29 protein-coding genes are annotated in these 26,860 nt (G+C 51.6%); 7 read left to right on the forward strand and 22 right to left on the reverse strand.

The genetic code is table 11. From position 1 onward, the window contains the following. Positions 1-42: 42 nt before the first annotated feature. Positions 43-2,346: a Tex family protein gene (locus tag BZG78_RS03195; protein ID WP_077660372.1), complete on the forward strand. Its 2,304-nt coding sequence runs from the start codon at positions 43-45 to the stop codon at positions 2,344-2,346. A gap of 164 nt (positions 2,347-2,510) precedes the next feature. Here BZG78_RS03195 and BZG78_RS03200 read toward each other — a convergent pair whose 3' ends face one another. The 3 genes from BZG78_RS03200 to bioH all read right to left on the reverse strand — a co-directional run bounded on the left by BZG78_RS03200 (position 2,511) and on the right by bioH (position 4,362). Continuing rightward, entirely contained in the window at positions 2,511-2,984 is a 474-nt protein-coding gene (locus tag BZG78_RS03200; protein WP_025744367.1) for a hypothetical protein, read from the reverse strand. A 67-nt stretch (positions 2,985-3,051) separates the two neighbouring features. Then, positions 3,052-3,483 carry a hypothetical protein gene (locus tag BZG78_RS03205; protein ID WP_077660373.1) on the reverse strand — a complete coding sequence of 144 codons (432 nt, stop codon included), beginning with the start codon at positions 3,481-3,483 and terminating at the stop codon, positions 3,052-3,054. Positions 3,484-3,582: 99 nt separating this feature from the next. After that, entirely contained in the window at positions 3,583-4,362 is a 780-nt protein-coding gene (gene bioH, locus BZG78_RS03210) for a pimeloyl-ACP methyl ester esterase BioH (protein WP_077660374.1), read from the reverse strand. A 38-nt stretch (positions 4,363-4,400) separates the two neighbouring features. Between bioH and BZG78_RS03215 the strand changes: the two genes are divergently transcribed. From BZG78_RS03215 to BZG78_RS03225, 3 genes are all read left to right on the forward strand, one after another. After that, positions 4,401-5,117 (forward strand): phosphoribosyltransferase family protein, encoded by a 717-nt coding sequence (locus BZG78_RS03215; protein ID WP_077660375.1) that lies wholly within the window; start codon positions 4,401-4,403, stop codon positions 5,115-5,117. A gap of 111 nt (positions 5,118-5,228) precedes the next feature. Further along, positions 5,229-5,813 (forward strand): Fe-S biogenesis protein NfuA, encoded by a 585-nt coding sequence (gene nfuA, locus BZG78_RS03220; protein WP_077660413.1) that lies wholly within the window; start codon positions 5,229-5,231, stop codon positions 5,811-5,813. Between the two features lie 75 nt (positions 5,814-5,888). Beyond that, complete coding sequence (locus tag BZG78_RS03225) at positions 5,889-6,137, forward strand: DUF3862 domain-containing protein (protein ID WP_077461480.1); 249 nt, start codon at positions 5,889-5,891, stop codon at positions 6,135-6,137. A gap of 18 nt (positions 6,138-6,155) precedes the next feature. Here the strand turns inward: BZG78_RS03225 and cyoE are convergent, their stop codons facing one another. Genes cyoE through BZG78_RS03245 form a run of 4 tightly spaced genes read right to left on the reverse strand, consistent with a single transcriptional unit; the run spans position 6,156 to position 9,283 of the window. Continuing rightward, positions 6,156-7,058: a heme o synthase gene (gene cyoE / locus BZG78_RS03230; protein WP_077461479.1), complete on the reverse strand. Its 903-nt coding sequence runs from the start codon at positions 7,056-7,058 to the stop codon at positions 6,156-6,158. Further along, positions 7,033-8,055 carry a COX15/CtaA family protein gene (locus BZG78_RS03235; protein WP_077660376.1) on the reverse strand — a complete coding sequence of 341 codons (1,023 nt, stop codon included), beginning with the start codon at positions 8,053-8,055 and terminating at the stop codon, positions 7,033-7,035. The genes cyoE and BZG78_RS03235 overlap by 26 nt, the downstream gene beginning before the upstream one ends. Before the next feature lie 2 nt (positions 8,056-8,057). Next, positions 8,058-8,579: a hypothetical protein gene (locus BZG78_RS03240; RefSeq protein WP_077660377.1), complete on the reverse strand. Its 522-nt coding sequence runs from the start codon at positions 8,577-8,579 to the stop codon at positions 8,058-8,060. Beyond that, the gene (locus BZG78_RS03245) at positions 8,576-9,283 is read right to left on the reverse strand and encodes an SURF1 family protein (protein ID WP_158011780.1); all 708 of its coding nucleotides are present in this window, start codon (positions 9,281-9,283) and stop codon (positions 8,576-8,578) included. The genes BZG78_RS03240 and BZG78_RS03245 overlap by 4 nt, the downstream gene beginning before the upstream one ends. A gap of 45 nt (positions 9,284-9,328) precedes the next feature. Between BZG78_RS03245 and BZG78_RS03250 the strand changes: the two genes are divergently transcribed. Beyond that, positions 9,329-9,535 (forward strand): DUF2909 domain-containing protein, encoded by a 207-nt coding sequence (locus BZG78_RS03250; protein ID WP_077660379.1) that lies wholly within the window; start codon positions 9,329-9,331, stop codon positions 9,533-9,535. A 1-nt stretch (position 9,536) separates the two neighbouring features. Here BZG78_RS03250 and BZG78_RS03255 read toward each other — a convergent pair whose 3' ends face one another. The 6 genes from BZG78_RS03255 to lexA form a co-directional block, all read right to left on the reverse strand. Beyond that, positions 9,537-10,403 carry a cytochrome c oxidase subunit 3 gene (locus tag BZG78_RS03255; protein WP_242412975.1) on the reverse strand — a complete coding sequence of 289 codons (867 nt, stop codon included), beginning with the start codon at positions 10,401-10,403 and terminating at the stop codon, positions 9,537-9,539. Between the two features lie 10 nt (positions 10,404-10,413). Next, the gene (locus BZG78_RS03260; protein ID WP_077646476.1) at positions 10,414-10,941 is read right to left on the reverse strand and encodes a cytochrome c oxidase assembly protein; all 528 of its coding nucleotides are present in this window, start codon (positions 10,939-10,941) and stop codon (positions 10,414-10,416) included. Further along, positions 10,931-12,532, reverse strand: a complete 1,602-nt coding sequence (gene ctaD / locus BZG78_RS03265; RefSeq protein WP_077461472.1) for a cytochrome c oxidase subunit I — start codon at positions 12,530-12,532, stop codon at positions 10,931-10,933. Before ctaD ends, BZG78_RS03260 begins: the two co-directional genes overlap by 11 nt. A 9-nt stretch (positions 12,533-12,541) precedes the next feature. Continuing rightward, entirely contained in the window at positions 12,542-13,657 is a 1,116-nt protein-coding gene (gene coxB / locus BZG78_RS03270) for a cytochrome c oxidase subunit II (RefSeq protein ID WP_077576375.1), read from the reverse strand. A gap of 256 nt (positions 13,658-13,913) precedes the next feature. Then, positions 13,914-14,708: a class I SAM-dependent methyltransferase gene (locus BZG78_RS03275; protein WP_025744362.1), complete on the reverse strand. Its 795-nt coding sequence runs from the start codon at positions 14,706-14,708 to the stop codon at positions 13,914-13,916. A gap of 122 nt (positions 14,709-14,830) precedes the next feature. Continuing rightward, positions 14,831-15,457, reverse strand: a complete 627-nt coding sequence (gene lexA, locus BZG78_RS03280) for a transcriptional repressor LexA (RefSeq protein ID WP_025744361.1) — start codon at positions 15,455-15,457, stop codon at positions 14,831-14,833. Between the two features lie 213 nt (positions 15,458-15,670). On the opposite strand from lexA, the gene plsB reads away from it, so the two are divergent. After that, positions 15,671-18,121 (forward strand): glycerol-3-phosphate 1-O-acyltransferase PlsB, encoded by a 2,451-nt coding sequence (gene plsB, locus BZG78_RS03285; protein WP_077660381.1) that lies wholly within the window; start codon positions 15,671-15,673, stop codon positions 18,119-18,121. A gap of 175 nt (positions 18,122-18,296) precedes the next feature. Here the strand turns inward: plsB and ubiA are convergent, their stop codons facing one another. Together ubiA and BZG78_RS03295 are read right to left on the reverse strand one after the other, a co-directional pair. Continuing rightward, complete coding sequence (gene ubiA, locus BZG78_RS03290; protein WP_077461468.1) at positions 18,297-19,151, reverse strand: 4-hydroxybenzoate octaprenyltransferase; 855 nt, start codon at positions 19,149-19,151, stop codon at positions 18,297-18,299. Further along, entirely contained in the window at positions 19,148-19,690 is a 543-nt protein-coding gene (locus BZG78_RS03295; RefSeq protein ID WP_077461467.1) for a chorismate lyase, read from the reverse strand. Before BZG78_RS03295 ends, ubiA begins: the two co-directional genes overlap by 4 nt. A 157-nt stretch (positions 19,691-19,847) precedes the next feature. Between BZG78_RS03295 and BZG78_RS03300 the strand changes: the two genes are divergently transcribed. After that, positions 19,848-20,270: a flagellar basal body-associated protein FliL gene (locus BZG78_RS03300; RefSeq protein WP_077646474.1), complete on the forward strand. Its 423-nt coding sequence runs from the start codon at positions 19,848-19,850 to the stop codon at positions 20,268-20,270. Here BZG78_RS03300 and BZG78_RS03305 read toward each other — a convergent pair whose 3' ends face one another. The 7 genes from BZG78_RS03305 to ftsE form a co-directional block, all read right to left on the reverse strand. Then, entirely contained in the window at positions 20,271-21,065 is a 795-nt protein-coding gene (locus BZG78_RS03305; protein ID WP_077461465.1) for a DeoR/GlpR family transcriptional regulator, read from the reverse strand. It abuts the gene before it with no gap. Positions 21,066-21,152: 87 nt separating this feature from the next. Beyond that, positions 21,153-22,514: a glycerol-3-phosphate transporter gene (gene glpT / locus BZG78_RS03310; RefSeq protein ID WP_077660382.1), complete on the reverse strand. Its 1,362-nt coding sequence runs from the start codon at positions 22,512-22,514 to the stop codon at positions 21,153-21,155. 254 nt (positions 22,515-22,768) lie between these two features. Further along, positions 22,769-23,599 (reverse strand): rhomboid family intramembrane serine protease GlpG, encoded by an 831-nt coding sequence (gene glpG, locus BZG78_RS03315; protein WP_077660383.1) that lies wholly within the window; start codon positions 23,597-23,599, stop codon positions 22,769-22,771. A gap of 8 nt (positions 23,600-23,607) precedes the next feature. After that, positions 23,608-23,946: a thiosulfate sulfurtransferase GlpE gene (gene glpE / locus BZG78_RS03320; protein WP_021022239.1), complete on the reverse strand. Its 339-nt coding sequence runs from the start codon at positions 23,944-23,946 to the stop codon at positions 23,608-23,610. A gap of 333 nt (positions 23,947-24,279) precedes the next feature. After that, positions 24,280-25,143 (reverse strand): RNA polymerase sigma factor RpoH, encoded by an 864-nt coding sequence (gene rpoH / locus BZG78_RS03325; protein WP_021022237.1) that lies wholly within the window; start codon positions 25,141-25,143, stop codon positions 24,280-24,282. A gap of 120 nt (positions 25,144-25,263) precedes the next feature. After that, the gene (ftsX, locus tag BZG78_RS03330; RefSeq protein WP_077576382.1) at positions 25,264-26,199 is read right to left on the reverse strand and encodes a permease-like cell division protein FtsX; all 936 of its coding nucleotides are present in this window, start codon (positions 26,197-26,199) and stop codon (positions 25,264-25,266) included. Further along, positions 26,192-26,860 (reverse strand): cell division ATP-binding protein FtsE, encoded by a 669-nt coding sequence (gene ftsE, locus BZG78_RS03335; protein ID WP_077576383.1) that lies wholly within the window; start codon positions 26,858-26,860, stop codon positions 26,192-26,194. The genes ftsX and ftsE overlap by 8 nt, the downstream gene beginning before the upstream one ends.

Here is a 26,860-nt window from a genome sequence, read left to right on the forward strand (position 1 = left end):
TCACTCATCTTGATGACTTTGATGGGAACGAAAAGGAAACACATGCACACATCGATTATCCAAACCCTGGCCCAAGAGCTTAATGTCGCGCCTGGCCAGGTCAACACCGCGGTGACACTGCTGGACGACGGAAACACTGTCCCTTTTATCGCCCGCTACCGTAAAGAAGCCACGCAAGGTTTAGACGATTCGCAGTTACGCACCCTTGAGACCCGTTTGGTCTATCTGCGCGAATTGGACGCTCGTCGTGACACCATCCTCAAATCGATTGACGAACAAGGCAAGCTGACCGAGGGGCTGCGCCGCGATATTGTCGCCGCAGAGAGCAAAAACCGACTGGAAGATTTATACCTTCCCTATAAACCGAAACGCCGGACCAAAGGGCAGATTGCCATCGAAGCAGGGCTGGAGCCTCTTGCTGATACACTATGGCGCGATCCGTCCCAAACACCTGAGACCACCGCCGCACCATTTGTGGCCCCTGATAAAGGCGTGGCCGATACCAAAGCGGCGCTGGATGGTGCCCGCGCGATCATGATGGAGCGTCTTGCCGAAGATGCCAGCCTGCTTGAAACGCTACGCCAATACCTGAAGCAATATGCGGTGCTGCGCGCCACCGTGGTTGCTGGTCAGGAAGACGCCGGTGCCAAGTTTAAAGACTACTTTGATCACCAAGAGTCGATTGCCAAAGTGCCTTCTCACCGCGCGCTGGCCATGTTGCGCGGCCGCAACGAAGGCGTATTACAGCTGGCATTGATTGCCGATCCGGATCAAGATCCAGCAAGCAAGCAAAGCGTGTGCGAGACCATGATCGCTCAGCATTATCAGCTTTCTTTGGGCAGCGCCCCGGCTGACCGCTGGCGCCAACAAGTGATAGCCTTTGCCTGGCGGGTCAAAATCTTGATGCACCTAGAAACTGAGTTTATGGCTAACCTCAAAGAGCGGGCAGAAAACGATGCCATTGATGTGTTTGCCGCCAACCTCAAAGATGTATTGATGGCCGCGCCAGCAGGTCCTCGCTGCACCTTAGGTATTGATCCAGGCCTGCGTACCGGCTGTAAGGTCGCCGTGGTTGACGGCACCGGCAAACTCCTCGATACCGCCACCATTTATCCCACCGCACCTCGGCATGATATAGACGGCGCAAGCAAAGTGCTGCACCGCTTTATTAAAAGCCATAACGTGAGTTTGATTGCCGTGGGCAATGGCACTGCCTCTCGCGAGACAGAAAGCTTTGTGACCACCTTGCTCAAGCAGGCTGATTTAAGCATTCAAACGGTGATGGTCAGCGAAGCCGGTGCCTCGGTTTACTCAGCCTCTGAGCTAGCGGCTAACGAGTTTCCAGACTTAGATGTGTCGCTCCGTGGCGCCGTCTCAATCGCCCGTCGTCTGCAAGATCCTTTGGCGGAGCTGGTAAAAATTGATCCTAAGTCGATTGGGGTGGGCCAATACCAGCATGATGTCTCTCAACACCAACTGGCCAAAAAGCTTGATGCGGTGGTGGAAGATTGTGTGAACGCCGTAGGGGTCGATGTCAATATCGCGTCTGCGCCGCTGCTCACCAGGGTGGCAGGCCTTAGCCAAACCATGGCGCAAAACATTGTTGCCTTTCGCGATGAAAATGGTCGATTTAACGACCGTAAAACCTTGCTGAAAGTACCTCGTTTAGGCCCCAAAGCCTATGAACAGTGCGCGGGATTTTTACGCGTCATGGACGGTACCAATCCGCTCGACCGCTCCGGCGTTCACCCAGAAACCTACCCACTGGTCAAACACATCGCCCAAAAGACGGGTAAAGCGGTCGATGCATTAATCGGCAACGGGGGCGTACTGCAAAGTTTAAACGCCAATGATTATGCCAATGACACCTTTGGGGCGATCACTGTCGCCGATGTGCTGAGTGAGCTTGCGAAACCCGGTCGCGATCCGCGTCCAGAGTTCAAAACGGCGACCTTTGCCGATGGCATTAATCAAATCAGTGATTTGAAGCCTGGGATGCAGCTCGAAGGTGTGGTGACCAATGTCACTCACTTTGGCGCTTTCGTCGACGTAGGTGTTCATCAAGACGGTTTAGTCCATATTTCTGCGCTGTCGACGCGCTTTGTCAGCGACCCACGTGAGGTGGTCAAAGCCGGTGATGTAGTAAAAGTTAAAGTCATGGAAGTGGACGTGGCGCGCAAACGGATTGGCTTATCGATGCGTCTTGATGATACGCCCGAGGTATCGGAAGCGAACGCGAAAGCGAGGCCGACTAAGCAGCGCGAAAGCAAGGCGCCCAAACAGCAATCATCATCTTCCCTAGGAGGGAGCATGGCCGATGCCTTTGCGCGCGCCAAACGCTCTTAAAGTCAAAGGCTTCTGGAATCAAACGCTCTTAAAGTCAAAGGTTTCTAGAGCTAACCTAATAGTGCCTAACAAATGGCATATTTAGACACTAATGGCCCCGCCAATACTGGCGGGGCTTTTTATATGTTGTCTTAATCAGGACATGGCTTAAGGTCTGGATCGCATTAAATAACAATCAATACTTCGGAGGGCATGTTCGCCACGCTTGCCTGCTGGTAGCGCATCGCCACTACCGCACGCGTTTGCTCAAACCGTTTTAGCTGCTCAATTTTTTCTAACACTTCTTCGGGCATTTTTAAGCCCATCGTGTAGCCATTGTCTTGGCGAGCTTGCTCACTGGGATCCGTGCGTGCTATGGCATCGATACGGCCTGCGATATTGGCGCCATCGTAGTCGGCATGCGTTAATGAATCACGCTGATAGTCCAGCGAGTAGTTGGGATGTTGGGCAGGATCCCAGGATGAACGTCCCAGCTGCTTATCTTGATCAGAAGGGGCTTTACCATTGTCGGGCTCGGGAGATGACTTAGCAGGGACGATTTTTTCGCGCAAGCGATTGTCCCGCGCAACTTGCTCCGTTGGCGGGTTCACCGATGGCGCGACAGTTGGAATACTGACGCTGGCTGGCGATATGTTCATCTGATGCTACCTCCCACACCAGCTGAAGGCCTAATTGTTAGTGCGGCCTTGTCGTCTTTCTATCAGTTTAGACGATAACCGCGAGTATTGTACCTATTGTACCTAAGGCCGACACAAATTTACCCGCAGTGTACGATGAATCATCGCTTTCTTGGACTTTCTCCGGATGCTCCATCCCCAATGCGCCGTAGGTAAACGACTTTACGGCGGACGTTTCTTCCGGCTCTTTTCCCTCTTGGGCTTTAGCGACCGCACCAGCATTGGCGCCGTCTTTCACGTCAGCGCCGCCTTTCGCGTCAACATTATTTTTTGCGGCTTGAGGCGAAGCGGGTTTATCACCTTCTTTGACCCCATTCGCTTTTGCGACGTGATCCTTAAAAGTATTGGCTTTGGACACCTGCTCAGCTTGTTTGTCCGCATTTTTCTGCGGCTGTGCCGGCGTTTTGGACTTCATCGCTTGATGATACGCCGGAGACTGCCCAACGTTACCTACGTTCATTATGGTCTCTCCTTATGCCAAAACAAGTGACATAGTTAACTTATCGGCAGAACCGTGACAAGATTGAGTCAATTCTACCAAAAAAATGATCCGCACTGGCTATGTTGCCGGCAACTTGTTGCCTAAAAAGGCTTTTAGCTTGTCTACCACCGCTTCAGGCTCGGTCACGAACGGCGCGTGAGCACTGTGTGTCAGGACCTCACTGTGTGAGTCCGGAGCCAATGTTGATACCGCATCAGCCACCGACACCGGCACTAAACCATCTAACCGCCCATACATTCTCAACCAAGGCACCTTGATAGCGCCACAGCCCTGACGCAAATCCGTGTCCGCTAACATGGCTAAGCCATCCGCAAGCGCACGAGGGTCCGGTGTTGGCCGCGAAAATACCGCTTGCTTAAGCGCTTTTACGTCTTTTTTCGCGGTCGGTGATCCCATCGCTTGCAGCGCCATAAAGCGCTCTACTGTCAGCGAAAAGTCACGCTCAAGCTGACGAGCAAAGTCACTGAGCACCCCAGGTTTAATTCCTCGCCACCCAGGTTCGGCAACAAACTTGGGTGAGCTGGCGATGGTAACCAATCCAGTTACACGCTGTGGCGATAAAAGCGCGGCTTGTGTTGCCACTAACCCACCTAACGACCAGCCTATCCAAGTGGCATCTACTGGTGATTCTTTAAGCAAAACTTGTGCCAGATCTTCGATATTAAGCCCTGGTTGTGCCGCGCTATAGCCAAAACCGGGTAAATCAACACAGTGCACCCGGAAGTGTGGTGTTAGGTACGGCAAGATTAATGACCACACCGCGCTGTTCATTCCCCAACCATGAATGAGAACCAGATCGGGTCCTTGCCCGTGCGACTGCCAATCACATTCCGCCATGTTTACACTGCCTTGGTTGCTTTTTACTCAGGACGCTTATGATATCAACAATTGCGCCACGGCGCTTTACACGTGTACTGACCCACTGGCGAGGCAAACTCTTGCCCTTACAGTGTCCCGTTTGCCACCTCGCCTTGCCTGCCCATCACTCTCTGTGCTGTGATGCGTGTTGGGATGCCCATCATCAGTGTTTGCTTTGTCAGTGTTGTGGACTGCCTGTTTCACAACCACAAGCGCGATGTGGCGCCTGCCTCAGCCAGCCGCTAGCTTGGGACCGCTTGGTTGCTATCAGTGGCTATCATGATCCTCTCCCGCAGTTAATTCACGCGTTCAAATACCAAGGAGCCTTCGAGCTGGCGTTGCCGTTTGCCCAGCAGCTCAGTGATCGTATTCTCACCCCCGCACCGGTGCTGTTGCCGGTGCCGCTGCATTGGCGACGTCGTTGGCAACGAGGGTTTAATCAAAGCCTGCACTTGGCTTGGGCACTTGCCGACAAACTTGATACTCGGGTGGTTGATACGTACTTATCTCGCGCCCGACATACCGCGCCACAACAAGGTCTCAGTCGGCAAGACAGGTTACATAATCTGCGTGGTGCTTTTGCTCTTCATGGCCCGCTCCCCGCTTCTCATGTCGCTGTCGTCGACGATGTCGTCACCACCGGACAAACGGTATCGCAATTATGTCGATTACTGCGCAAAGCCGGTGCAAAAACGATCGATGTTTACTGTTTGGCCCGTACCGATCTACCCTAGCGGTAAGCGTGCTACCCCTGCACATAAAGTAGCCACATGGTTCAAGGGGTGATAGCCAAAGCAAACCGGAGTACACTGTATAAAACACACTGGATTAGTCAGGTATTTGTCGTGTCAGAAGTCAATATTTCAGAAAATGCACAAAGCCACTTTGTGAAGTTGCTTGAGCAGCAGCCCGAGGGCACCCATATTCGCGTGTTTGTTGTCAATCCAGGCACGCCAAACGCAGAGTGCGGTGTCTCATACTGTCCGCCGGAAGCGGTAGAAAGCAGTGATACCGAGATAAAATTCAACGGTTTTTCTGCGTTTATCGACGAACTGAGTCTCCCTTTTCTCGACGAAGCAGAGATCGACTTTGTCACCGATAAAATGGGCTCGCAGCTCACGCTGAAAGCACCGAACGCCAAAATGCGTAAAGTCGCCGATGATGCACCTTTGATGGAGCGCGTCGATTATGTGATTCAAAGCCAGGTAAACCCACAACTTGCCAGCCATGGCGGCCATGTGAACCTGGTTGAAATCACTGATGATTCGGTGGCTATCCTCCAATTTGGTGGCGGGTGTAACGGTTGCTCCATGGTGGATGTAACCTTGAAAGAAGGGATTGAAAAGCAGCTATTGGCTGAATTTAGTGGTGAGCTACACGGTGTGCGCGATGTGACCGAGCACGCCCGGGGCGATCACTCTTACTACTAATAGACACCACCACGTTAATAGCAAAACAGGCCATGAGGCCTGTTTTTTGATCACATCAGTGAGTGAGGTATTGTTATGCGCGTCTTTTTTGCCTGTGTCTTGGTCGTCTTTCTCGCCGGTTGCTCGAAAGTGACTAAGCAAAACTACGATCAGTTGGAGGTCGGCATGAGTTATGACGTGGTAGTTGCTCACGTTGGCAAGCCAAGCCAATGTGATGACACCATGGGATTAACCCATTGCGTGTGGGGCGGTGATGGCAAACACATTAAGGTCTCGTTTGTCGCCGACAAAGCCACGGTACTGTCGGCAAAAGGGCTTAAGTAGTCCCTCCAATAGCGCCACTTAATAGCGCAACGCGTGGTCGGCAAGCAGCACCACAAAGGTCGCGAAGATATGCCATATCGAAAACTTAAAAGTCTGCCACGCGATGCCTTTTTGCGACTGGGTTTTCAGTCGCCAAGCATAGCCGACAAAAGCGAGGTTAAGGGCAGTCGCGCCCACCAGATATAGCCAACCACTCATCCCGGTCAGCCAAGGGAAAATCCCCACCACCACCAGCAATAAGGTGTAAAGCAAAACCATGGTCTGAGTAAAGCGAACCCCGTGGGTGACGGGCAGCATCGGCACATCGGCTTTGGCATAATCATGGCGCCGATGAATCGCCAGCGCCCAAAAGTGGGGCGGCGTCCACGTGAATATAATCATCACCAGCAGCAGCGCATGCGCGTGGACCTCGCCTGTCACCGCCGTCCAACCAAGTAGTGGCGGCATTGCGCCGGCCAAACCGCCAATGACAATGTTTTGCGGTGTCGCGGGTTTAAGCCACTGGGTGTATACCAACGCATAACCCACCAGGCTGGCAAAGGTCAGCCACGCGGTGAGCGGATTCAGCCACCAACAGGTAATAAAGCCGCTCACCATCAGTGCCACCGCAAACACCAAAGCGGCGCCTTGACTGACACGGCCTTCAGCAACGGGACGATGGCGAGTACGCTGCATTTTGGTATCAATTTTCCAATCGATCACGTGATTAAACACCGCCGCAGCACTGGCTTGTGCGCCAATGCCAAATAATCCCACCAGCACCGCCGACCAGGGTGGCCAGCCGGGCGTGGCTAAACACATCCCCACCAGCGCGGTGAGAAGCAGCATGGCAACCACGCGCGGTTTGGTGAGCTCGTAATAATCACGCCAATTAGCGCCAGCAGGCGTCGATACATTAGCGGTGCGTTGATACTGTGCCATGGTGAGATCCTTGTCGGGCCGACGGTGAAAGACATAAAAACCGGGAGAGCAGTAATATGGCCAGTAGCGACAATCCACCGAGGTTATGCGCCACCGCCACACTTAAGGGCAAGAGCGCGACCACATTGGTCACCCCCAGGCTGATTTGCACGGCCAGAACCACAATCACCCCAAGCCCAACGGCGCGCGCGCCAGCATGCCAAAGTACCCATGCCCAGCCCAGCACCAAGGCAGTGACCACCATGGCGCCGAGACGGTGCGTGGCATGAATGGTCACCCGCTCGGCATGATTCAGTACGCCAAACTGGTAGGTCTCGCTGTGAGGGCTGATAGGATTAAACGCCGAGGGGGTGAAAAGCTGCCACCAAGGGCTTTCGCAGATGGGTAACTGCGTACAGACCGTGGCGGCATAATTTGCTGAGGTCCAACCGCCCAATCCTATCTGTATGATCACGGCGACCACTGCCACACTGCCCACGCGGCGTGCGGGCGGCGATATTTGCATAACGGGCAGCTTGATTGCCCCTGCCAACACCGCAAGCCAAGCCAGCAAACACACCGTAGTGAAGCCACCGAGCAAATGTGCCATCACCACCACCGGCATTAAGCTTAAGGTGACCGTCCACATCCCGAGCGCCGCTTGCATGACTACCACCACACTCAGCAGCGTGGTCAGCGGCCGTAACGCCCGATAATCGGAGCGTCGCCAGCTTATCCAAGTCAACGCAAAAATAGCCAATGCTAAGGTGCCTGCGACATAGCGGTGCAGCATTTCATTCCACGCTTTTGTCACATCCAAGGGCGCGTCGGGGAACCGCAACATCGCCACCGATTGCGCAGTTCCACTGTCGGGCACGCCCAAGTGGCCATAACATCCGGGCCAATCAGGGCAGCCAAGTCCGGCTTCAGTTAAACGGGTAAACGCGCCCAGCCCAACCACCAGCACGGCCAGTATCAGTGTCGATAAGACGGCGAGTTGGTAGCGACGTGTTGCCATAATTAGCCCACCTTAGACAACTTGAGAAGCCGTTTGAGATCGCGCAATAAGCCTTTACCTTGCGCAATCCACTGGGTGTTATCATCACTGACTGGATAGGCCAGCACCACATTGTTCATCGGATCGCTAAGATAAATAGTATTTTTATCAAATGCTTGCTGCTGCCATGCCTGCGCCTGCTCGGTCGTCAAAGTTTGCCATGTCAGTACCTCCGGCGCTTTCGGTGCAGTACTTGTCAGGGCCACGCTAGTGACGCGATCGCGCTCTTTACCCACCGCAATAGGAATTTGCGTTAACTGAAAAAGGGCTTGCTCACACACCAAGTCACACTGTTCTGGCACCCGATAAATCAACCGCCACTGCCCTTGCTCGGGTAACCAATTCAAGGTCGCTGGCTCAGCAAGAAACTGGCCGTAATTGGTGACACCTTTTTGGTACCAACTTTGCTCGAGCACTAATTTGGCCACCACCACCGGCAGTATAAAGATCCCTATCAATGCCACGACAAGCATGCGTCCTTTCATTCGCACTCCTTCCTTTGTGTTTTGTGCCACCATATGCCCGCACCGATACCGACTGCGAGAGCCATCAGTGCCCATTGCAAGGCATAGCCATAGTGCTTCGTCGGCGGCATCACCACTGGCTGCCACACCGGCCTCACCCCTGCTTGCGCCAAGGCATCCCGGCTCGGCGCTGTCACATCCACCAGTTTTTCTGCCCGTATCAGCCACTGCGCCTCTAGCGCGGGTAGTCGTGCCTGCAATGTGGGTAAATCAATGCGTTGTACCCGCACCGGCCAGATTTGCGTTTCCGTCTGTTGCTTAAGCACAACGCGCTTTGACGGTATGTCAGCAAATCCGAACAGCTGATAGCGCGATGCTAACGTGGGAACGTCCGGCAATGCACGAAGCGCAGGCGCGGCCATCCAGCCCAATTCAACCAACCACCACTGCGATGGCTGCTGGCTTGGGATAAAAGGAAGAAAAAGGCGATAGCCTACGCGGCCTTGGTGGATCTGATTGTCGAGCCACACGGCGAACTCGAGGCGAAACTGGCCATCGATCACCAGGTATTGCCCTTTTTGCACCGAGCCTGTGAGTGATTGTGGTGTTTGGTTGGCGTCAAACCGTGCCAGATGTTGGGCTTTTTGCGCGCCACGCGTCCATTGCCAATGGCTTAACTTGACGAGCAGCAAGACCACAACCACAGTCAATATCAGAAATCCCATTCGTCGTCCTTGTTTCATACTTACCCATTGCGCGAAGGAGCGCTTATGTTGATCAAAGCCATGCTGATTTGTTTACTGGTTTTTATTTTGTTTAACCTCTTTCGTGCCTTGCCCGTGTTATTAAAAGGCGATAATTCAGTGCCTTTATCCCGTTATCTCGGTCGCCGGGTGCTGTTTTCCGTGATTGTCTTCGTGTTATTGCTGATTGCGCTCTCCATGGGCTGGGTTGCCCCCAATCCGCGCCCATACTGAGTTAAAGAATGTAAACCAACACAAACAAGCACAGCCACACCACATCCACAAAGTGCCAATACCACGCACTGGCTTGAAAGCCAAAGTGATGCTCAGGGCTAAAATGTCCACGCATCACGCGTAACCAAATAACCAAGAGCATTAAGGTTCCCAAGGTCACGTGTAAACCATGGAAGCCCGTCAGTAAGTAGAAGGTGTTGCCATACACGCCTGAATCGAGGCGCAAGTTCATTTCTTGATAGGCATGCACATACTCTTCGCCTTGAAAGAACATAAACACCGCCCCAAGTAAGACGGTCGCCAGTAAAAATCCCTTCAGCCGTCCGCGTTGGTTTTTTTCAATCGCAGTATGGGCAATATGGAGCGTGACCGACGAGGTCAGGAGGATCAGCGTGTTAAGCAAGGGCAGCCCCATCGCGGGCATTGCCGTGGTTTCTATCCCGCCCGGTGTGACAGTCAGTGGCCACTGGGCAACAAAATCCGGCCACAATACCGCCGCGGTCATCGCATTATTGCTGGCCCCGCCTAGCCAAGGTACGGCGATAAAGCGGGCGTAAAAGAGCGCACCAAAGAAGGCACCAAAAAACATCACCTCAGAAAAAATAAACCAGCTCATTCCTTGGCGAAAAGAACGGTCCATTTGAGCCGAGTAGAGGCCTTGCATGGATTCGCGGATCACATCGCGAAACCAGCCGGTCAGCATCACCACAATCAGTACGGTGCCCGCAAGCAACAACCAAGGGCCGTATCCCCCAAACAAGCCGCCTACCGTGGCACCGGCCCCTGCCGCAATTAAAAACAGCGCCAGCGCACCGACAATCGGCCATATACTCGCCGCTGGGACGTAGTAACGTTCAGGCGTCGCCATGATCGCCTCCTTATTCCTTGGCACTGGCGGTGACATCAAACAGCGTATAGGCCAGCGTTAAATGGTTAATGTCATCCGGCAGCTCAGGATCCACATAAAACACCAGGGGCAACGCCGCGTCCTCGCCACGTGGCAATGGCTGCCGGTTAAAACAAAAGCATTCAATCTTGTTAAAGTATTGCGCGGCTATCCCCGGTGAGACCGAGGGTACGGCTTGACCAATGGTGTCATAGCGTGCGTTATTCGTTGCAAGATAATTAATCGTGTGAGTCGCACCAGGGTGCACTTGCATCTGGTTGACTTGGGGCTCAAATGTCCAACGCATCCCCGGATTGATGTAGGCAATAAATTCAATGGTCACCAAGCGATCTTGGTTAATGCCAGCACTGGATGCGGCCGCCTCGGTATCCGTTTTGCCATTAATGCCCGTCACGTCGCAAAACACGTCGTAGAGCGGAACTAAGGCAAAGGCAAAACCAAACATACCCACGGCGAGCAACAGTAGACGACGAGCGGAGCGCGTTGATTTAGTGACCATAGCGCGCTTCCTCCAGATCCGGCGGTGTCTCAAAGGTGTGGTAAGGCGCGGGCGATGGCACGGTCCACTCCAGACCTTCGGCCCCCTCCCAAGGTTTAGCGGCAGCAGGCTCGCCACCACGCGCGCATTTAATGACGACGGCTAAAAAGATGAGTTGCGACAGACCAAAGGCAAAGCCACCAATGCTGACAATGGCGTTCACGTCGGCAAACTGCAGGGCATAATCGGGGATCCGGCGTGGCATGCCTGCGAGGCCGAGAAAATGCATCGGAAAAAAAAGAATATTGACGGAAATCACTGAGCACCAAAAATGCCACTGTGCCAGGGTTTCATTAAACATATGCCCAGTCCATTTAGGCAGCCAGTAATAGGCGGCTGCCATGATCGAGAACACCGCCCCTGAGACTAAAACATAGTGAAAGTGCGCCACCACAAAGTAGGTGTCGTGGTACTGAAAATCAGCCGGTGTGATCGCCAACATTAGCCCAGAAAACCCGCCAATGGTAAATAAGACGATAAATGCAATCGCAAACAGCATTGGCACTTCAAACGTTAGCGAGCCTCGCCACATGGTCGCCACCCAGTTAAACACTTTGACCCCAGTCGGCACCGAGATCAGCATGGTACAGAACATGAAAAACAGCTCGGCAAACACCGGCATCCCGGTAGTGAACATATGATGTGCCCATACCAGAAAGCTTAATCCTGCAATCGAGGCGGTGGCATACACCATGGAGCTGTAACCAAATAGCCGTTTGCGTGAGAACGCCGGCACGATGGCCGAGATAATGCCAAAACTGGGCAAAATCATGATGTAAACTTCTGGGTGACCAAAGAACCAGAAAATGTGCTGGAACAAAACCGGATCACCGCCCCCCGCCGCATCAAAAAAGCTGGTGCCAAAGTATTTATCGGTCAGCACCATGGTCGCTGCTCCCGCTAATACCGGCATCACCGCAATCAGCAAAAAGGCGGTTATCAGCCAGGTCCAGACAAACAGCGGCATTTTCATATAGGTCATGCCAGGCGCGCGCATATTGATAATTGTCACAATCACATTGATCGCCCCCATAATGGAGCTGATCCCCATAATATGTAGGGCAAACACAAATAAGCCGGTGCTATCGGGGCTATAGGTAGTCGACAGTGGCGCGTAGAAGGTCCAGCCAAAGTTGGGGCCGCCACCTTCCATAAATAACGAGCCGATCAACAATAGAAACGCAAACGGCAGAATCCAAAAGCTCCAGTTATTCATCCGTGGCAGCGCCATATCCGGCGCCCCTATCATCATCGGCACCATCCAGTTAGCGAGCCCAGTAAAGGCAGGCATGACCGCGCCAAACACCATAATCAAACCATGAACCGTGGTCATTTGATTAAAAAAGTTGGGCTCTATCAGTTGCAGGCCGGGCTGGAATAATTCCGCACGGATCACCATTGCCATCGCGCCACCCAGCAAAAACATGGTGAAGCTGAAAATCAGATACATGGAGCCGATGTCTTTGTGGTTAGTGGTCAGCACCCAGCGCATGATGCCGCGCGGTTTATGGTGGTGGTCGTCATGAACGGATTCTGGCGTTGTATCTGTCATAGTGCGCTCCTAAAGCTCTTCGCCCGACATCACCGCGTTAACCTGAGCGGCTTGTACCGTCTCGCCGGTGTCATTGCCCCACGCATTGCGCTCGTACGTCACCACCGCTGCTAACTCTTTGAGTGACAATTGCGGTCCAAACGCTTGCATGGCGGTGCCGGCTTTGCCGTTGACGACAATATCGATATGATCAACCAATCGATTTGGTTGCGTCGCAATCTCAGCATCCGCTAACGCTGGGAATACGCCAGGCATGCCTTGCCCTTCACTTTGATGGCACATGCCGCAGCGGCTGTCATACACTTGTTTGCCCAGCGCCATCAGTTCATCCATCGGCATCTCCATCCCCAATAAGCGTTGCTCTTCTTCGCGAGCTTGTTGCTGAGTGAGTGCGGTTTTTTGCACCCAAGCATCAAATTCTTCTTGCGGCTTGGCGATCACCACAATCGGCATAAAACCGTGGTCTTTACCGCACAGCTCGGCACACTGCCCACGATAAATGCCGGGTTTGTCGATTTTGGTCCAAGCCTCATTGATAAACCCAGGATTGGCATCCTTTTTCACCGCGAAGGCCGGTACCCACCAAGAATGAATCACATCTTGCGACGTGATCAAAAAGCGCACCTTGCGTCCCACCGGTAACACCAAGGGTTGGTCGACTTCTAACAAATAGTTATCGCGTTTTTGTCTTTCGTTGCGGATCTGTTCAGGGCTAGAGGCAAGCAAGGAGAAAAAGGCAACATCGTGATCAAAGTAGCGGTAATGCCACTTCCATTGTGAGCCAGTCACTTGAACGGTTAAATCAGGCTTGGTGGTATCTTCCATATCGAGTAGCACTTGGGTGGCGGGGATCGCCATACCCACCAAAATGAGAAACGGTACGAGCGTCCACGCAATTTCTACCTTGGTACTTTCATGAAACGAAGCAGGCTTGGCGCCTTTGGATTTACGATGGCGGATAATGGCCCAAAACATTACGCCGAACACCAATACCCCTATCGCCACGCAAATATAGAAAATCGTCATATGCAGGTCATACACCTGCTGACTGATGGCCGTGACCCCTTGAGTCAGGTTCCACCCTTCACGTTCGGCAGCCTGCACTTGCCCAGGCAGCAAAGCCATTCCCGATGCCAGTATTGGTTTATGGTAGCTCGACACGGCCCCCTCCTGCCCGCAGGCATGAATGCATTGCACCTTTGCTTAAACCCACGCAGCTTAAGCAAAGGTTAAGGAAACAACGCGATACACACGATCACAAAAATTAACGTTTTGTTTACATTCAATCTAGGAGAGGTTTGCCCAAAGGACAAAAAATAGACAAAGAAAGATCGTGAGGCTAAGCACAGACTGAAAAGCGAAAGGCGGCATCCGCGCCGCGCTAGATCTCAATATGCAACACCATCGGGGTAAAACGCAGACGATAACGCGGCATCGCCGCCAGTGCGCGCTGCCAAAAACGCCACCTTGGGCAAGGTTTATCAAGTGGGGAGTGTTCTTCAACCCGACAGGCCCAGGGCAAGGCTTGAATGATCGCCATACGCGGATCGGCAAAACCATGTTGATAAGATTCACACCCCAGTTTCTGGCCGATCCGGCTATGGCACTTATCTCCCGCTAAGACTAAACAGGCCTCAACTTGCGGAAAATAGCGACTAATATGCTGGCAAAATGCAGAAATTTCTTGGTTGGTGCACTCAAGTAAGGCTTGATCGCAAATTAACATGGTCGGATGACCCGCAGGGACCGCCAGTTGCGCCAGCCAATCAAGCTGTTTGACCGACCCTTGCACCATCCGGAAACGCTCACTGGTGTGGAATAAACGCTCTCGCCATAACAAGGTTTCGTCAACATCGACTTCTAACCAACGACAACGGCCGTTATCCAGTCGATAAAAGCGGGTATCTAACCCACCACCAACATTAATGATCCATGCCGTGGGATGCTGAGCAAGAAACTGTTTAACAATGGCATCACACTGGCTAGTGAGCGTGGCATAAAGAAGCTGGGTTTGATCGAGATTGTGCCAATCACATTCGGGCTGCATGACACACCCTTGACATGCGGCGGCCGCCATGGGGTCATAGATCACGCCATTGTCAGTCAGGCTCTCACGACTGCGCAGCCACATGGGCTTAAATAGCTTACTGGGAACAGAATGCTGTTGCGTACGCACGGACACCTCCACACACGATAATCAAGGGATGATAATAATTATCGTTTAAATGTAGAGAAATGCAAAGATGTTTTTTTAACCGCATTCCATTGGCGGACATCAATGTCCGCCAACGTGGGAAATCACATCCAGTCGGTATTGCGAATCACACCAACAGCAACACCTTCAATCGTCAGTGATTGTGCAGTTAAATCCACCGAGATCGGCATAAATTCATCGTTTTCAGCATGAAGAACAACATTCGACCCTTTCTTCTCTAGCCGTTTGACGGTGACATCGTCATCCACTCGCGCGACGACCACTTGGCCATTATGTACATCTTGTGTTTTGTGCACCGCCAGTAAGTCACCGTCGAGAATGCCAATATCTTTCATGCTCATACCGCTAACTCGCAGTAAAAAGTCGGCACTTGGCTTAAACAAGGCTGGATCGACCTGATAGAGGCTCTCAACATGCTCTTGTGCCAAGATGGGCTCACCCGCCGCGACACGGCCAATTAAAGGCAAGCCTTGGTCATCAGGCGTCACCACTTCTTCTTCGCTAATTAAGCGAATACCGCGTGATGCCCCGGGAATAATCTCGAGTACGCCTTTGCGCGCCAACGCTTTCAAATGCTCTTCGGCAGCGTTCGCGGAGCGAAACCCCAGCTGACGGGCGATTTCGGCACGTGTTGGGGGCATCCCTGTGTCTTCAATATGGGTTTTAATCAGCTCGAAGATTTGTTGCTGTCTCGCGGTTAACGGCTTCATGCTCTTACCTGTCTTTTTATACAGTTAACTGTGAGTATATCCAGTAACATACGGCTTGAAAAGGACTAATTATAGACACGAGAAGCGGATCTCATTGTCGGTAGCCGATTCAAACGCGCGCAATCTCGCGTCAATTCTCTGCCTTTGGTTGCAAGTTCGCAGCCATTTTCTGCTATCCTTGGCGTGCATTTTGAATTTGAGGCACTGACAATCATGGCGCTCTGGCAAAAGATTTATTACAAGCTATTGAATTTGCCGCTTTCTGCCTGGGTAAAAACCCAATGTATCCCCTCTGAACCGGTCGAGCAGCTAAACCTGTCTCTCGCACGTCCTATTGTGTACGTGTTGCCGTTTCAGTCTCATTCGGATTTATTAACGCTACGGCGAACCTGTTTACGTCAAGGATTACCGGATCCATTAAAGCCCCTCATTATTGGCGATACCACACTGCCGCGCTATGTCTTTATTAGTCACGGTCGTAAGGTCTTTTCCGCGGATCAAGACTTGCCCAAACGCTCCTTAGCGCATTTTCAAGATCTGCTGCGCTTACATCGTCAAGATAGTGAATTGGATATCCAGCTGGTTCCCGCTTCCGTGTTGTGGCAACGCGATCCGGGTAACGAAACACAACGCCACCAAGCAACGCTGCACGCAATGAATGGGCCAGAAAAATTCTGGACCATCCTTACGCGTGGCCGTGATGGCATGGTGCGGTTAAGCCAAGCGGTATCCTTGCGCTATATGGCGGATAAACACGGCACCGATCAGGCGATCGCCCATAAACTGGCGCGAGTGGCAATGATCCACTTTTCGCGGCAAAAACTCGCGGCTTCAGGCCCACGCTTACCTAATCGTGCTTTGCTCTTCAAACGCCTACTGGCGTCAAAGGCCATCGACAAAGTCGTCCACGATGAAGCACAAAGCCGTGATGTGTCAGTTGAAAAAGTTCGTAAAGAAGCCGTCGACATGATGGAAGAGATTGCGGCAAACTTTTCGTATCGTTTGATTCGATACAGCGACCGCATTCTAACCTGGCTTTGGAATAAACTGTATCAAGGCCTTCATGTTAACAATGCCGAACGGGTTCGCCAGCTGGCACAAGATGGTCACGAGATTGTCTATGTGCCTTGCCATCGCTCGCACATGGATTACTTGCTGCTCTCGTACGTACTGTATAAAGAAGGCTTAGTGCCGCCGCATATTGCCGCGGGTGTCAACCTCAACTTCTTCCCTGCCGGGCCGCTCTTCCGTCGCGGTGGCGCCTTTTTTATTCGCCGCAGTTTTAAAGGCAATCGCTTATATTCCACCGTTTTTCGTGAATACTTGGCCGAGTTGTTTGCCCGCGGTTATTCGGTCGAATATTTCGCTGAAGGCGGGCGCTCGCGCACTGGTCGCTTACTGTCGGCCAAAACGGGGATGTTATCGATGACCTTGCAAGCCATGCTGCGCGGGCAACAGCGTCCTATCACCTTAGTGCCTGTCTATATCGGCTACGAGCATGTGATGGAAGTGAACACTTATGCCAAAGAGCTACAGGGCCAGCGTAAAGAAAAAGAGAGCTTTGGTCAGGTAATCGGGATCGTGCGTAAGTTGCGCAATTATGGCCTTGGCTATGTCAACTTCGGTGAGCCGATTGCGCTCAATCAACACCTCAATGAGAAAGTGCCAGATTGGCATGATTATATTGATCCAATGGAGCCTCAAAAGCCGGCTTGGATGAACCCAGTGGTGGGTGAGTTAGCGACCAAGGTCATGACCCATATCAACGATGCCGCCGCGACCAATGCGCTGAACCTCTGTGCGACCGCGCTGCTCGCCTCGCGCCAACGAGCCCTGAGCCGAGAAGCCTTAGAAGCACAGCTTGCGGTCTATCAAGGCCTACTGACTCAGGCCCCATATTCCACCAGTAGCAGTGTCCCACAAGCCTCGCCGGTAGAATTGGTCGAGCATGCGTTGTCGTTAAATAAACTGGTGGTCGAGAAAGACACCATGGGTGAAGTCATTTCGCTTGACCGCCAGCAAGCCATCTTAATGACTTACTATCGCAATAATGTGATCCACCTAGTGGCACTGCCATCACTGATTGCACAAATCCTGGTAACCCACCAAACCATCAGTCAATCCGGCTTGCGGGCTTGTGTGCAGCAGTTGTATCCCTTGCTCAAAGCAGAACTCTTTATGAGCTTTGATGATGCCGGACTCGACAGCTACTTTGATGCACTCTTACATGCCATGCATGCGCAGTCCTTGTTGTGCTGTGAGGGCGACAAAGTCACCATGAATAATGCCAAGCTCGGCGAGCTACAATTACTCGGCCGTACCATTGCCGAAACCCTGCAGCGCTATGCCATTACCTTGACCTTGTTCACCCATCAGCCACACATTGATAAGCGCGATTTGGAAAAACACAGCCAAATGTTAGCGCAACGACTCAGCCGTTTGCATGGTATCAATGCGCCTGAGTTTTTCGATAAACAGGTCTTTACCATCTTTATCGATACCCTGCGCGAGCAAGGCTATTTAGACGATGATGCCAAAGCCAATGCTGAGCGCATCCAGGCCTTAAATGACTTTGTCTGTGGTTTGATCTCACCAGAAGTGCAATTAACAATTCAAGCCGTGCTAAATCAGCCGCTGAATGAAAGCCAGCCTGATGATAGCTAACAGGATACCGTCAGCTTGTAGTACCCATAAGCTCGTGGTTTTCATAAGCTCTTGGTTAACATAAGATATTGATTAAAAAGCTTTGATGGCCAGAAACAGTTAGATACTTAAAAAAAGGCGCTTCATTCAGAAGCGCCTTTTTAGTGTCTCGTTGTTGATGATAAGAGCGACAACATTAACCGTAAATACCGGCCAAAACACCAATGAATACCACTAAACCGACATAGTTATTGTTTAAAAAAGCCTGAAAACATGCCATGCGTTCCCGTTCACGGGCAAGATAGTGTTGATAAACAAATAGCGCAAAGGCCGCTAATAGGCTCCATTGGTAACCGGCCGCCAGCTCTAGCCATTGCCCGGCGAGCATCAATAGCGCAAGCGTCAATAACTGCAATACACCAACCGCGGCTTTATCCCAACGTCCGAACAAGATAGCGGTCGATTTAATCCCAATCTTTAGATCATCATCGCGGTCCACCATGGCGTACAAGGTGTCGTAAGCAATAGTCCAGCAAATATTGGCCATAAATAGCAGCCAAATCACCGGAGGGAGTGCCCCTTGTGCCGCGGCAAACGCCATCGGGATCGCCCAGCTAAACGCCAGCCCCAACACCAGCTGGGGAAGATGGGTATAGCGCTTCATAAACGGGTAAATAAACGCCAGCGCCACCCCGACAAACGAGAGCTGAATGGTGAGCGTATTTTGGGTTAATACCAATAAAAATGCGCCTAACACTAGCGCAATAAAGAAACCCAGCGCTTCTTTCTCGCCAATCCGCCCTGAGGGCAAAGGACGCGCTTTGGTGCGTTTGACGTGACCATCAAAGTGGCGATCCGCATAATCGTTGATCACGCAGCCGGCAGCACGCATCATATACACCCCGAGCACAAATACGACCAGGGTCAGCAACGCCGGCATGCCATCGGCGGCTAAAAATAACGCCCATAATGTTGGCCAAAGTAATAATAAGGTTCCAATGGGACGGTCTAAACGTGCAAGCTGGCCATAAGCAGCCAATTTCGTGCTCATGCAGGCGCCTCCTTGCCATATAAGGGCGAGTGAGGCAAAAAGAGCTCGGCCACTAACATGGGTCGATTATGGAGCCAAAGACGTGAGCGACGGGCATAAAGCTGGTGTGACAAGCAAGAGACATGCGCGGTTTCAATCGCATCGCGGCGAGAGGCCCGCTGTTTAAACACATGCTGACCCAGTGGTTCGGTCCCCAGCGCGTGTAAGTGGCCACCCTGTCCTTCTAAGGTGGAAGCCGGCATTAGCGTTCGCGCACAGAGCCAAGCTTGTCCGTCACCTTTGAGGACGACTTCCCGTACCACACAGGCCTCAGGGCCAATCAAAGCGGTTTCATGATCGGTCAATTTGTCCGGCGTCAGTTGATAGACCTGGAGCACATCGACATCGAAGTCCTGACAGTGGCGTTTAAGTCGCGCCGTCATGGAGTGTGATTCTAACAACCAGCTGCCTTTTGCGGTGCGCTTTAACGCCGCAATATCGGGTCGCTCCCAGCGTGCCTGTTGCAGCGCCTCTAGATAGGTATGATTTAAGTCTGACATTATTTCCTGTGCCACATCGCGCAAAATTCGCCTGTCCGTCCCCCTATGAGGCGGACAATGTTGCTATACTCGGCGGGTAATTGTATCAGGCTGACCGCGATTGGAGAATGCGCACGGCCTACTCCTATCACATCATCAACCGAATTTTTGGGTAGCTATGAGTAAACGACAACCCCTATTGATGGTACTGCTGAGCCTGTTGTTATGGGTCAGTACCGCCGTCCAGGCACAAGAAGAAGGCAGTAACGGCAACCAAGCAAAGTACAGTTACTTTTCCTTAGAGCCTGAAATTACCACCAATTATGTCACCGAAGGCCCACGGCTCGGTTTTATCAAGGTGAAAGTTGAATTGATGGTTGATGACCCTAAGTGGGTCAGCGAGCTGGAATACCACTCGCCGCTTATCCGCGATGTCATCATAGAAACCTTGGCGCAACAGACCGCGAGCAAAATTAAGTCGCTGTCGGGACGCGAAGCGATTCGCAAAGCATGCCTAGAAAAGGTCAACGCGCTTCTTCTTGCCGAAACCAATCGCAGAATGCTGGCCGACCTTTTATTTACCAAGTACCTCTATCAGTAATCACCCAACTGATGGCATATCCTCAGAGACGGCATGGCTGATCACCTCTAGGTGGCTGCCTTGTGCCGCTAACATCTCCTGAATTTGCGCGGGCGGAGTGACATCGGTAAAGACCATATCCAGTTGGGTAATATTGCCTAAGTTCACCATCGCATTACGGCCAAATTTAGTATGGTCAGCGGCCAACATCACACAGCGGCTATTGTCTAAAATGGCTTTTTTAACCCGCACCTCATGATAGTCAAAGTCCAGTAATGACCCATCATCGTCAATACCACTGATCCCCAAGATGCCAAAGTCGAGTCGAAACTGAGAGACAAAATCGAGCGTGGCCTCTCCCACAATCCCACCATCACGATTGCGTACCTCACCACCGGCAATAATCACCGTAAAATCCTGTTTCGGCATTAAGATCGCCGCCGCATTGAGGTTATTGGTGACTACCCGTAAGTTATGATGATCCAGCAATGCGCGCGCCACCGCCTCTGGGGTGGTCCCAATATCAATAAATAACGTTGCGCCGTCGGGAATATGCTGCACCAGCGCCTGAGCGATGGTGTCTTTTTCCTGTTGTTGCAGTACTTTGCGGGTCGCATACGCGGTGTTTTCAGAGCTGGAGGGCACGGTGGCGCCACCGTGATGGCGGCGAATTTGATTTTCTGCTGCCAATTCATTGAGATCACGTCGAATCGTTTGTGGGCTGACATTGAAGCGCTCAACCAAGTCTTCCGTGCTCACGTATCCTTGTGATTTAACCAGATCAATGATTTGCTGATGACGTTTGTTTTGCTTCACTGCATCTCCCCTTACAAAAAAAGCCCCCGCGATCACGAGGGCTTCCTAGTTTACGCATAGCCACTAGGCAATGCCAAGACAGATCATTTAGGCAGCGTGCACAGCCGCGTCACGGCGCATACGATGCTCTCCCACCCACGCAAGGCACAAGAAGAAGATGGCCAAGCCACAGCCACCGGTGAGCAGCATAAAGCCACCGTCCCAGCCAAAGTGATCCACGGTATAACCCAGAGCAATGTTTGCGACAACCGCGCCACCTAGGTAACCAAATAGCCCGGTCAGTCCTGCCGCGGTACCCGCCGCTTTTTTCGGTGCAAGCTCCAAGGCATACAGACCAATGAGCATCACGGGGCCATAAATTAAGAAGCCAATCGCAACCAGTGCCACCATATCGATACCCGGGTTGCCGGCGGGGTTAAACCAATACACCAACACAGCGACCGTCACCAGCACCATAAATAGCACCCCGGCTGGCGCACGAGCCCCTTTAAAGAACTTATCGGACATCCAACCGCACAACAGTGTGCCTGGGATACCGGCCCATTCATATAAGAAGTAGGCCCAAGACGATTTATCCACGCTAAAGCCTTTGGCTTCATCCAGGTAAACCGGCGCCCAATCGAGCACGCCATAGCGAATCAAGTAAACAAAGGCATTGGCAATCGCGATATACCACAACAGACGGTTTTTCATCACGTAGGTAACAAAGATGTCTTTGGCAGACATTTCTTTTTCAAATGCTTCTTCGTCGTAGTTATCCGGATAATCGTCTTTGTACTCTTCAATCGGCGGCAGGCCACACGATTGTGGGGTATCTCGCAAGGTAAACCAGATAAAGACAGCGACCAACGCAGCAAAGAATGCCGGCACATAGAAAGAAGCGCGCCAGTCGTCGTTAAACAGCCATAAACCCAGTAAGAACAAAGGACCAATCAGTCCGCCACCAATGTTATGGGCAACGTTCCAGACGGAGACTAGCTCACCACGCTCTTTCCGTGACCACCAGTGCACCATGGTGCGTCCACAAGCCGGCCAGCCCATACCTTGCACCCAGCCATTGATAAACAGCAGCACAAACATGATGGCAATACTGCTTGTCGTCCATGGCAAAAAGCCAAAGCTGAACATCACCAGTGATGACATTAACAGACCGGCACTTAAGAAATATCTTGGGTTTGAGCGATCAGACACGCTGCCCATGAGGAACTTGGACAAACCATAAGCGATGGATACCGCCGCCAATGCGACACCTAGATCGCCGCGACTAAAGCCATATTCATCAATCAGAAACGGCATCGCCAAGCTAAAGTTTTTACGCACCAGATAATAACCGGCATAGCCGATAAAAATACCAAAAAATAATTGCCAGCGCAGTCGGGTATAAGTGTCACCGATCTGTGACTCTGGCAATCTTTGCCGGTGAGCTGCCGGCCGAAAGATTCCAAACATGGGAGGGTCCTCAGTAAGATGTACGCGATGGATTAATTAAAAAGATAAAAATCAAACAAGTGAGCAACTAAAATTTCGATTTCGCTCAACAAATGGAATAATTACTCAAAATGAAAACCAAAACCGTGAAAGCGAACATAAAAACATAGATCTAACGCAAAAAAGGCATGCGTTCGAACAAAAAAAGAGCAATTCATTGCTCTTTTTTTTAGGGCACAGTGGTATCTGTCGATGAACGAGGGGTTAGCGGATAGTCAAGCGTGGCGTTTTGCGTCCCATAAACCCAGGACACAACCGATGATTAAGCCAAATAAATGCGCCATATTGGCGATGTTCATGCCCATAGGCTGGAAAAATCCAATCACAAGCCATGCCAGCATAAAGATCACATAGGGTGTTTCGATGGTTAATCCACGCTCGGGAGCCAACCAAGTTAGCCACCATAAATAGCCCAGTAGCGCATAAACCACGCCGGAAAGCCCACCAAAATACGGGCCGTCTAACCAATATTGGCCTAAGCCTGAGAAAAGTGCGGCAAAGAGAAAGATCTGCACCAGCTTGCTGCTACTATCGAGACGCTCAATTCGACCTCCGAGCACCCACCACCACAACAAATTAAAGATGATGTGTAAGGCAGAAAAATGCAGCAGCGCATGGCTGAATAAACGCCATAATTGCCATTGTTGGCTGCTGTCTGCAGGAAACAGCAGACGACGCGCCACCACATCAAAGCCGCCGAGGGTCATCAGCGTAAACAAGGCCACACAGATAAACATGATACTCAAGGTAACCGGGCCAGATTTCTCTTTTACCGTTTGCCATAATCGGGCTGAGGGGTAGTGAAAGCGTGCTTGGCGCGTCTCGGCAACTTGCCAAGACGCCGCTTGATAACGACTATGTGTTGGATCGGCAATAAAACGTTCAAGCTCGTTGTCGACCCATGCTTTGTCGTCGTCATTAATCAACCAAACCGCAACGTGTGCGTCTGGCTCTGGCGCGAGCTCAAGGCTAACATCATGCGCGGCCGCGTAATCGATAAAAGCTTGTGCCAAGCGCGCATTGGGCAATACCGCGATTTTTTGCATGGGCTGTCCTATTTTATATCGATCCCTGATGCGGTCGGCAGTGACTGTCGATGCCAGGCTTCAAACCCACCATCGACACTATAAACCGCATCGAAGCCTTGATTGATCAAATACTGTGCCGCCCCTTGGCTACTGATCCCGTGATAACACATCACCAAGACGGGTTGATCAAAATCGACCTGATCCATAAACGCCACCAGCGTGTCGTTGGTGAGGTGATAGGCCTCTTGAGGATGCGCGACCTGAAAGGTTTGAGGATCACGAATATCCACTAATACTGCATTTTGCTGATCATCGTTCAGCATTTCCCACGCATCGGTCACAGAGATATGTGCGAACTGATCCATACCTTATACCTCTCCACTCACAAAGTTATTCCCAGCTGATGTTACACGAGGATCGCGTGCGCCTCGAGATGAACCCGCATTGTACCTGAGTTTGTCTCACCCCGCCTGCCTAGCAATACTCGCTTTGTTTGATTTTTGATCGTTTGTGGACAAAGGTGTGAATTGCGTTGATAAGCGATGATCGTAGCTAAGGATTCACTACATATAGTATGGATCCAGGATAAGCTGTGCATAACTTGCTATCATGATGAGTACCGCCTGGTTTTCAGGCATAAAAAAACCGGCCAACGGGCCGGTTTTTCTTCACGAAACCAATACAAGGATCAGGAGGCGCTATAGCGCATCGCCAATGGCTTGCTTTAATTTCTTCATCGCATTTTTTTCTAGTTGTCGCACACGCTCTGCGGAGACTTGATAATGCGTTGCCAAGTCTTGCAACGTTGCCTTATTGTCCTCTAACCAACGAGCACGAACAATATGCTGACTACGTTCATCCAAGCCTGATAACGCATTCGCCAAGCGACGATTAGCGTGCGCTTCCCAGTTTTCTGCCTCTAGAGACTCGGCAATATCTGAGCTTTTGTCCTCTAGGTAGTAAACCGGCGCCATTGGGCCATTTTCACGCTCATCGTCTGCCGATGCGGGCGCTTCAAAGGTCGGATCTTGTGCCGCTAAACGGGCTTCCATCTCACGAACTTCTGACGCCTCAACGCCAAGTTGCTCCGCGACCATATTCACTTCGTCGTTATTAAACCAACCCAAGCGCTTCTTATTTTTACGTAAGTTGAAAAACAGCTTACGTTGCGCTTTGGTCGTTGCCACTTTAACGATACGCCAGTTACGTAATACGTACTCGTGAATTTCGGCTTTGATCCAATGGACAGCAAATGACACCAGACGTACGCCAACTTCAGGGTTGAAACGTTTGACCGCCTTCATCAAGCCAATGTTGCCTTCTTGAACCAAATCCGCGATGGGTAAGCCGTATCCGGTGTATCCACGGGCGATGTGAACAACAAAACGCAAGTGAGATAAGATCAGCGACTTTGCCGCCTCCAAATCACCATGATAATGGAGACGCTCGGCCAGCGAATGCTCCTCTTCCGCGCTGAGCATAGGGTGGCTGTTAACCGCTTGCAGATAACCATCGATGTTACCTTGTACAATCGGTGCCAATGCGTTCATCTCTTTTGTCATTCAAACCTCGTTTCCGAATCGTCGAAGACCGAATTGCTATTAAGCATGCAAAAATATACCCAAGCGGGGGAAAACTGCAAGCCCTGATGTCTCTCTCGTTGTTCTATGACCGTATTACCCCTATACAGGTTCAATCTCTTTTAAGTGACGGCGCGTCGCCAGCAAGGCAGCGCCTACGCCAAGCAAAACGGATCCCATCAATAATAGCAAAGACTCATCCCAACTCAGTCCGCTGAGGGTAAAGGGCTTGTCATATAGCTGTGCAAATTGGTGGACGGCACCATCCATCAGCCACGTATTCATGGCTGTGAGAATCCAGGCCACGACTGCGGCTAAGCTCCCCAGCCAAGCCCCCATATATAAATAGGGACGCAGAATAAAACTGTCCGTTGCGCCCACCATTTTCATCACCTGGATCCGGGGTTGATGATGCAGGACCTGTAAGCGCAGCGTATTCCCGACCAGCAAAACAACAGCCGCCAGCATTAAAATAGAAAATAACCACGCCATCGTCATCGCCAAGGTCTTTATGGCATCAAGACGCGCGAGCCAGTCGGTATCGAGCCGCACTTCAGCGACCTCATCCCGTTGCCTTAATTGCTCTGCTAATCCACTCGCGCGATCCGACAGTGTCCGAGTGCTGTCATTGTCAGCATCTCCCCTGGGAACCACCACGATCACGCTGGGAAGAGGATTGTCCTCCAATAAAGTGACCGCTTGATGAAAGCCACGCTGCTTTTTAAGCGCGGTCATGCCTTCAGACGGTGACACATAGGTGACGCTATCAATACCTGGCCACGTTTTCAGTGTGTCCGCCAGCGCCTGTCCCTGTTGCTCAGATTGTGTCGGCGACAAGAAAACATTGATCTCTGCTGGGCTTTGCCACTGCGCACTTACCGCGACCACATTTTTAGCTAGCAAATAGAAGGTCGCCGGCAAAGACAAGGCAACGGCCAACACCATCAGCGTGAGTAAATTACCCATCGGACGCTGAAAAAGATCACGCCAAGCCGTCAATGCGTGACGTTGCTGGGTCTGAATAAATGATTCAGCCATGCCCCACCTCCGCTAAGCTTCCGTGTTGAAGGTCAAAGCGCCGTAAATGGTTGTATTGTTCGAGCAGGCTGGTGTCATGCGTTGCCATCAAGATGGTCACCCCGACTTGATTGAATAAACGGAATAATTCCATAATTTGCGCAGACAACGCCGCATCTAAATTTCCGGTCGGCTCATCAGCCAACAGCACTTGGGGACGATTGACCACCGCACGCGCAATCCCTACCCGCTGTTGCTCACCACCGGACAGTTGTATGGGGTTACAACGCGCTTTATCAAGCAAACCAACTTTATCGAGCGCGGCTGAAACCCGCTTTTTGATTTCATTGTCTGACTGCTGCTCAATCCGTAAGGGCAAGGCGACATTTTCGAACACGGTCGCGTCCATCAGCAGTTTATGATCTTGAAAGATAATCCCTAAATGACGACGCAAAAAGGGAATATCTTGACGCGGGAGGCGCGATATATCGTGGCCGTTGAAATAAATATGTCCATCACTGGGACGCTCAATGGCACAAATTAGTTTCAACAAGGTGCTCTTCCCTGCGCCTGAATGACCCGTGAGCAGGGCCATGTCGCCTTTAGGCAATTCAAAATTAACCTTTTGTAAGGCCTGACGTCCCCCGCGATAGGCTTTGCTGACTTGCTGAAACTGGATCAC

It is taken from the genome of Salinivibrio sp. MA351 (assembly GCF_001996065.1).
GTDB classification, from domain to species: domain Bacteria; phylum Pseudomonadota; class Gammaproteobacteria; order Enterobacterales; family Vibrionaceae; genus Salinivibrio; species Salinivibrio costicola.

What these genes read in the sequence shown, in the direction of transcription:
- BZG78_RS03195 (WP_077660372.1), top strand. Translation starts at nt 43, where the DNA reads ATGCACACATCGATTATCCAAACCCTGGCCCAAGAGCTTAATGTCGCG.
- BZG78_RS03200 (WP_025744367.1), bottom strand. Translation starts at nt 2,984, where the DNA reads ATGAACATATCGCCAGCCAGCGTCAGTATTCCAACTGTCGCGCCATCG.
- BZG78_RS03205 (WP_077660373.1), bottom strand. Translation starts at nt 3,483, where the DNA reads ATGAACGTAGGTAACGTTGGGCAGTCTCCGGCGTATCATCAAGCGATG.
- bioH (WP_077660374.1), bottom strand. Translation starts at nt 4,362, where the DNA reads ATGGCGGAATGTGATTGGCAGTCGCACGGGCAAGGACCCGATCTGGTT.
- BZG78_RS03215 (WP_077660375.1), top strand. Translation starts at nt 4,401, where the DNA reads ATGATATCAACAATTGCGCCACGGCGCTTTACACGTGTACTGACCCAC.
- BZG78_RS03225 (WP_077461480.1), top strand. Translation starts at nt 5,889, where the DNA reads ATGCGCGTCTTTTTTGCCTGTGTCTTGGTCGTCTTTCTCGCCGGTTGC.
- cyoE (WP_077461479.1), bottom strand. Translation starts at nt 7,058, where the DNA reads ATGGCACAGTATCAACGCACCGCTAATGTATCGACGCCTGCTGGCGCT.
- BZG78_RS03235 (WP_077660376.1), bottom strand. Translation starts at nt 8,055, where the DNA reads ATGGCAACACGTCGCTACCAACTCGCCGTCTTATCGACACTGATACTG.
- BZG78_RS03240 (WP_077660377.1), bottom strand. Translation starts at nt 8,579, where the DNA reads ATGAAAGGACGCATGCTTGTCGTGGCATTGATAGGGATCTTTATACTG.
- BZG78_RS03245 (WP_158011780.1), bottom strand. Translation starts at nt 9,283, where the DNA reads ATGGGATTTCTGATATTGACTGTGGTTGTGGTCTTGCTGCTCGTCAAG.
- BZG78_RS03250 (WP_077660379.1), top strand. Translation starts at nt 9,329, where the DNA reads ATGTTGATCAAAGCCATGCTGATTTGTTTACTGGTTTTTATTTTGTTT.
- BZG78_RS03255 (WP_242412975.1), bottom strand. Translation starts at nt 10,403, where the DNA reads ATGGCGACGCCTGAACGTTACTACGTCCCAGCGGCGAGTATATGGCCG.
- BZG78_RS03260 (WP_077646476.1), bottom strand. Translation starts at nt 10,941, where the DNA reads ATGGTCACTAAATCAACGCGCTCCGCTCGTCGTCTACTGTTGCTCGCC.
- ctaD (WP_077461472.1), bottom strand. Translation starts at nt 12,532, where the DNA reads ATGACAGATACAACGCCAGAATCCGTTCATGACGACCACCACCATAAA.
- coxB (WP_077576375.1), bottom strand. Translation starts at nt 13,657, where the DNA reads ATGGCTTTGCTGCCTGGGCAAGTGCAGGCTGCCGAACGTGAAGGGTGG.
- lexA (WP_025744361.1), bottom strand. Translation starts at nt 15,457, where the DNA reads ATGAAGCCGTTAACCGCGAGACAGCAACAAATCTTCGAGCTGATTAAA.
- plsB (WP_077660381.1), top strand. Translation starts at nt 15,671, where the DNA reads ATGGCGCTCTGGCAAAAGATTTATTACAAGCTATTGAATTTGCCGCTT.
- ubiA (WP_077461468.1), bottom strand. Translation starts at nt 19,151, where the DNA reads ATGAGCACGAAATTGGCTGCTTATGGCCAGCTTGCACGTTTAGACCGT.
- BZG78_RS03295 (WP_077461467.1), bottom strand. Translation starts at nt 19,690, where the DNA reads ATGTCAGACTTAAATCATACCTATCTAGAGGCGCTGCAACAGGCACGC.
- BZG78_RS03300 (WP_077646474.1), top strand. Translation starts at nt 19,848, where the DNA reads ATGAGTAAACGACAACCCCTATTGATGGTACTGCTGAGCCTGTTGTTA.
- glpT (WP_077660382.1), bottom strand. Translation starts at nt 22,514, where the DNA reads ATGTTTGGAATCTTTCGGCCGGCAGCTCACCGGCAAAGATTGCCAGAG.
- glpG (WP_077660383.1), bottom strand. Translation starts at nt 23,599, where the DNA reads ATGCAAAAAATCGCGGTATTGCCCAATGCGCGCTTGGCACAAGCTTTT.
- glpE (WP_021022239.1), bottom strand. Translation starts at nt 23,946, where the DNA reads ATGGATCAGTTCGCACATATCTCTGTGACCGATGCGTGGGAAATGCTG.
- rpoH (WP_021022237.1), bottom strand. Translation starts at nt 25,143, where the DNA reads ATGACAAAAGAGATGAACGCATTGGCACCGATTGTACAAGGTAACATC.
- ftsX (WP_077576382.1), bottom strand. Translation starts at nt 26,199, where the DNA reads ATGGCTGAATCATTTATTCAGACCCAGCAACGTCACGCATTGACGGCT.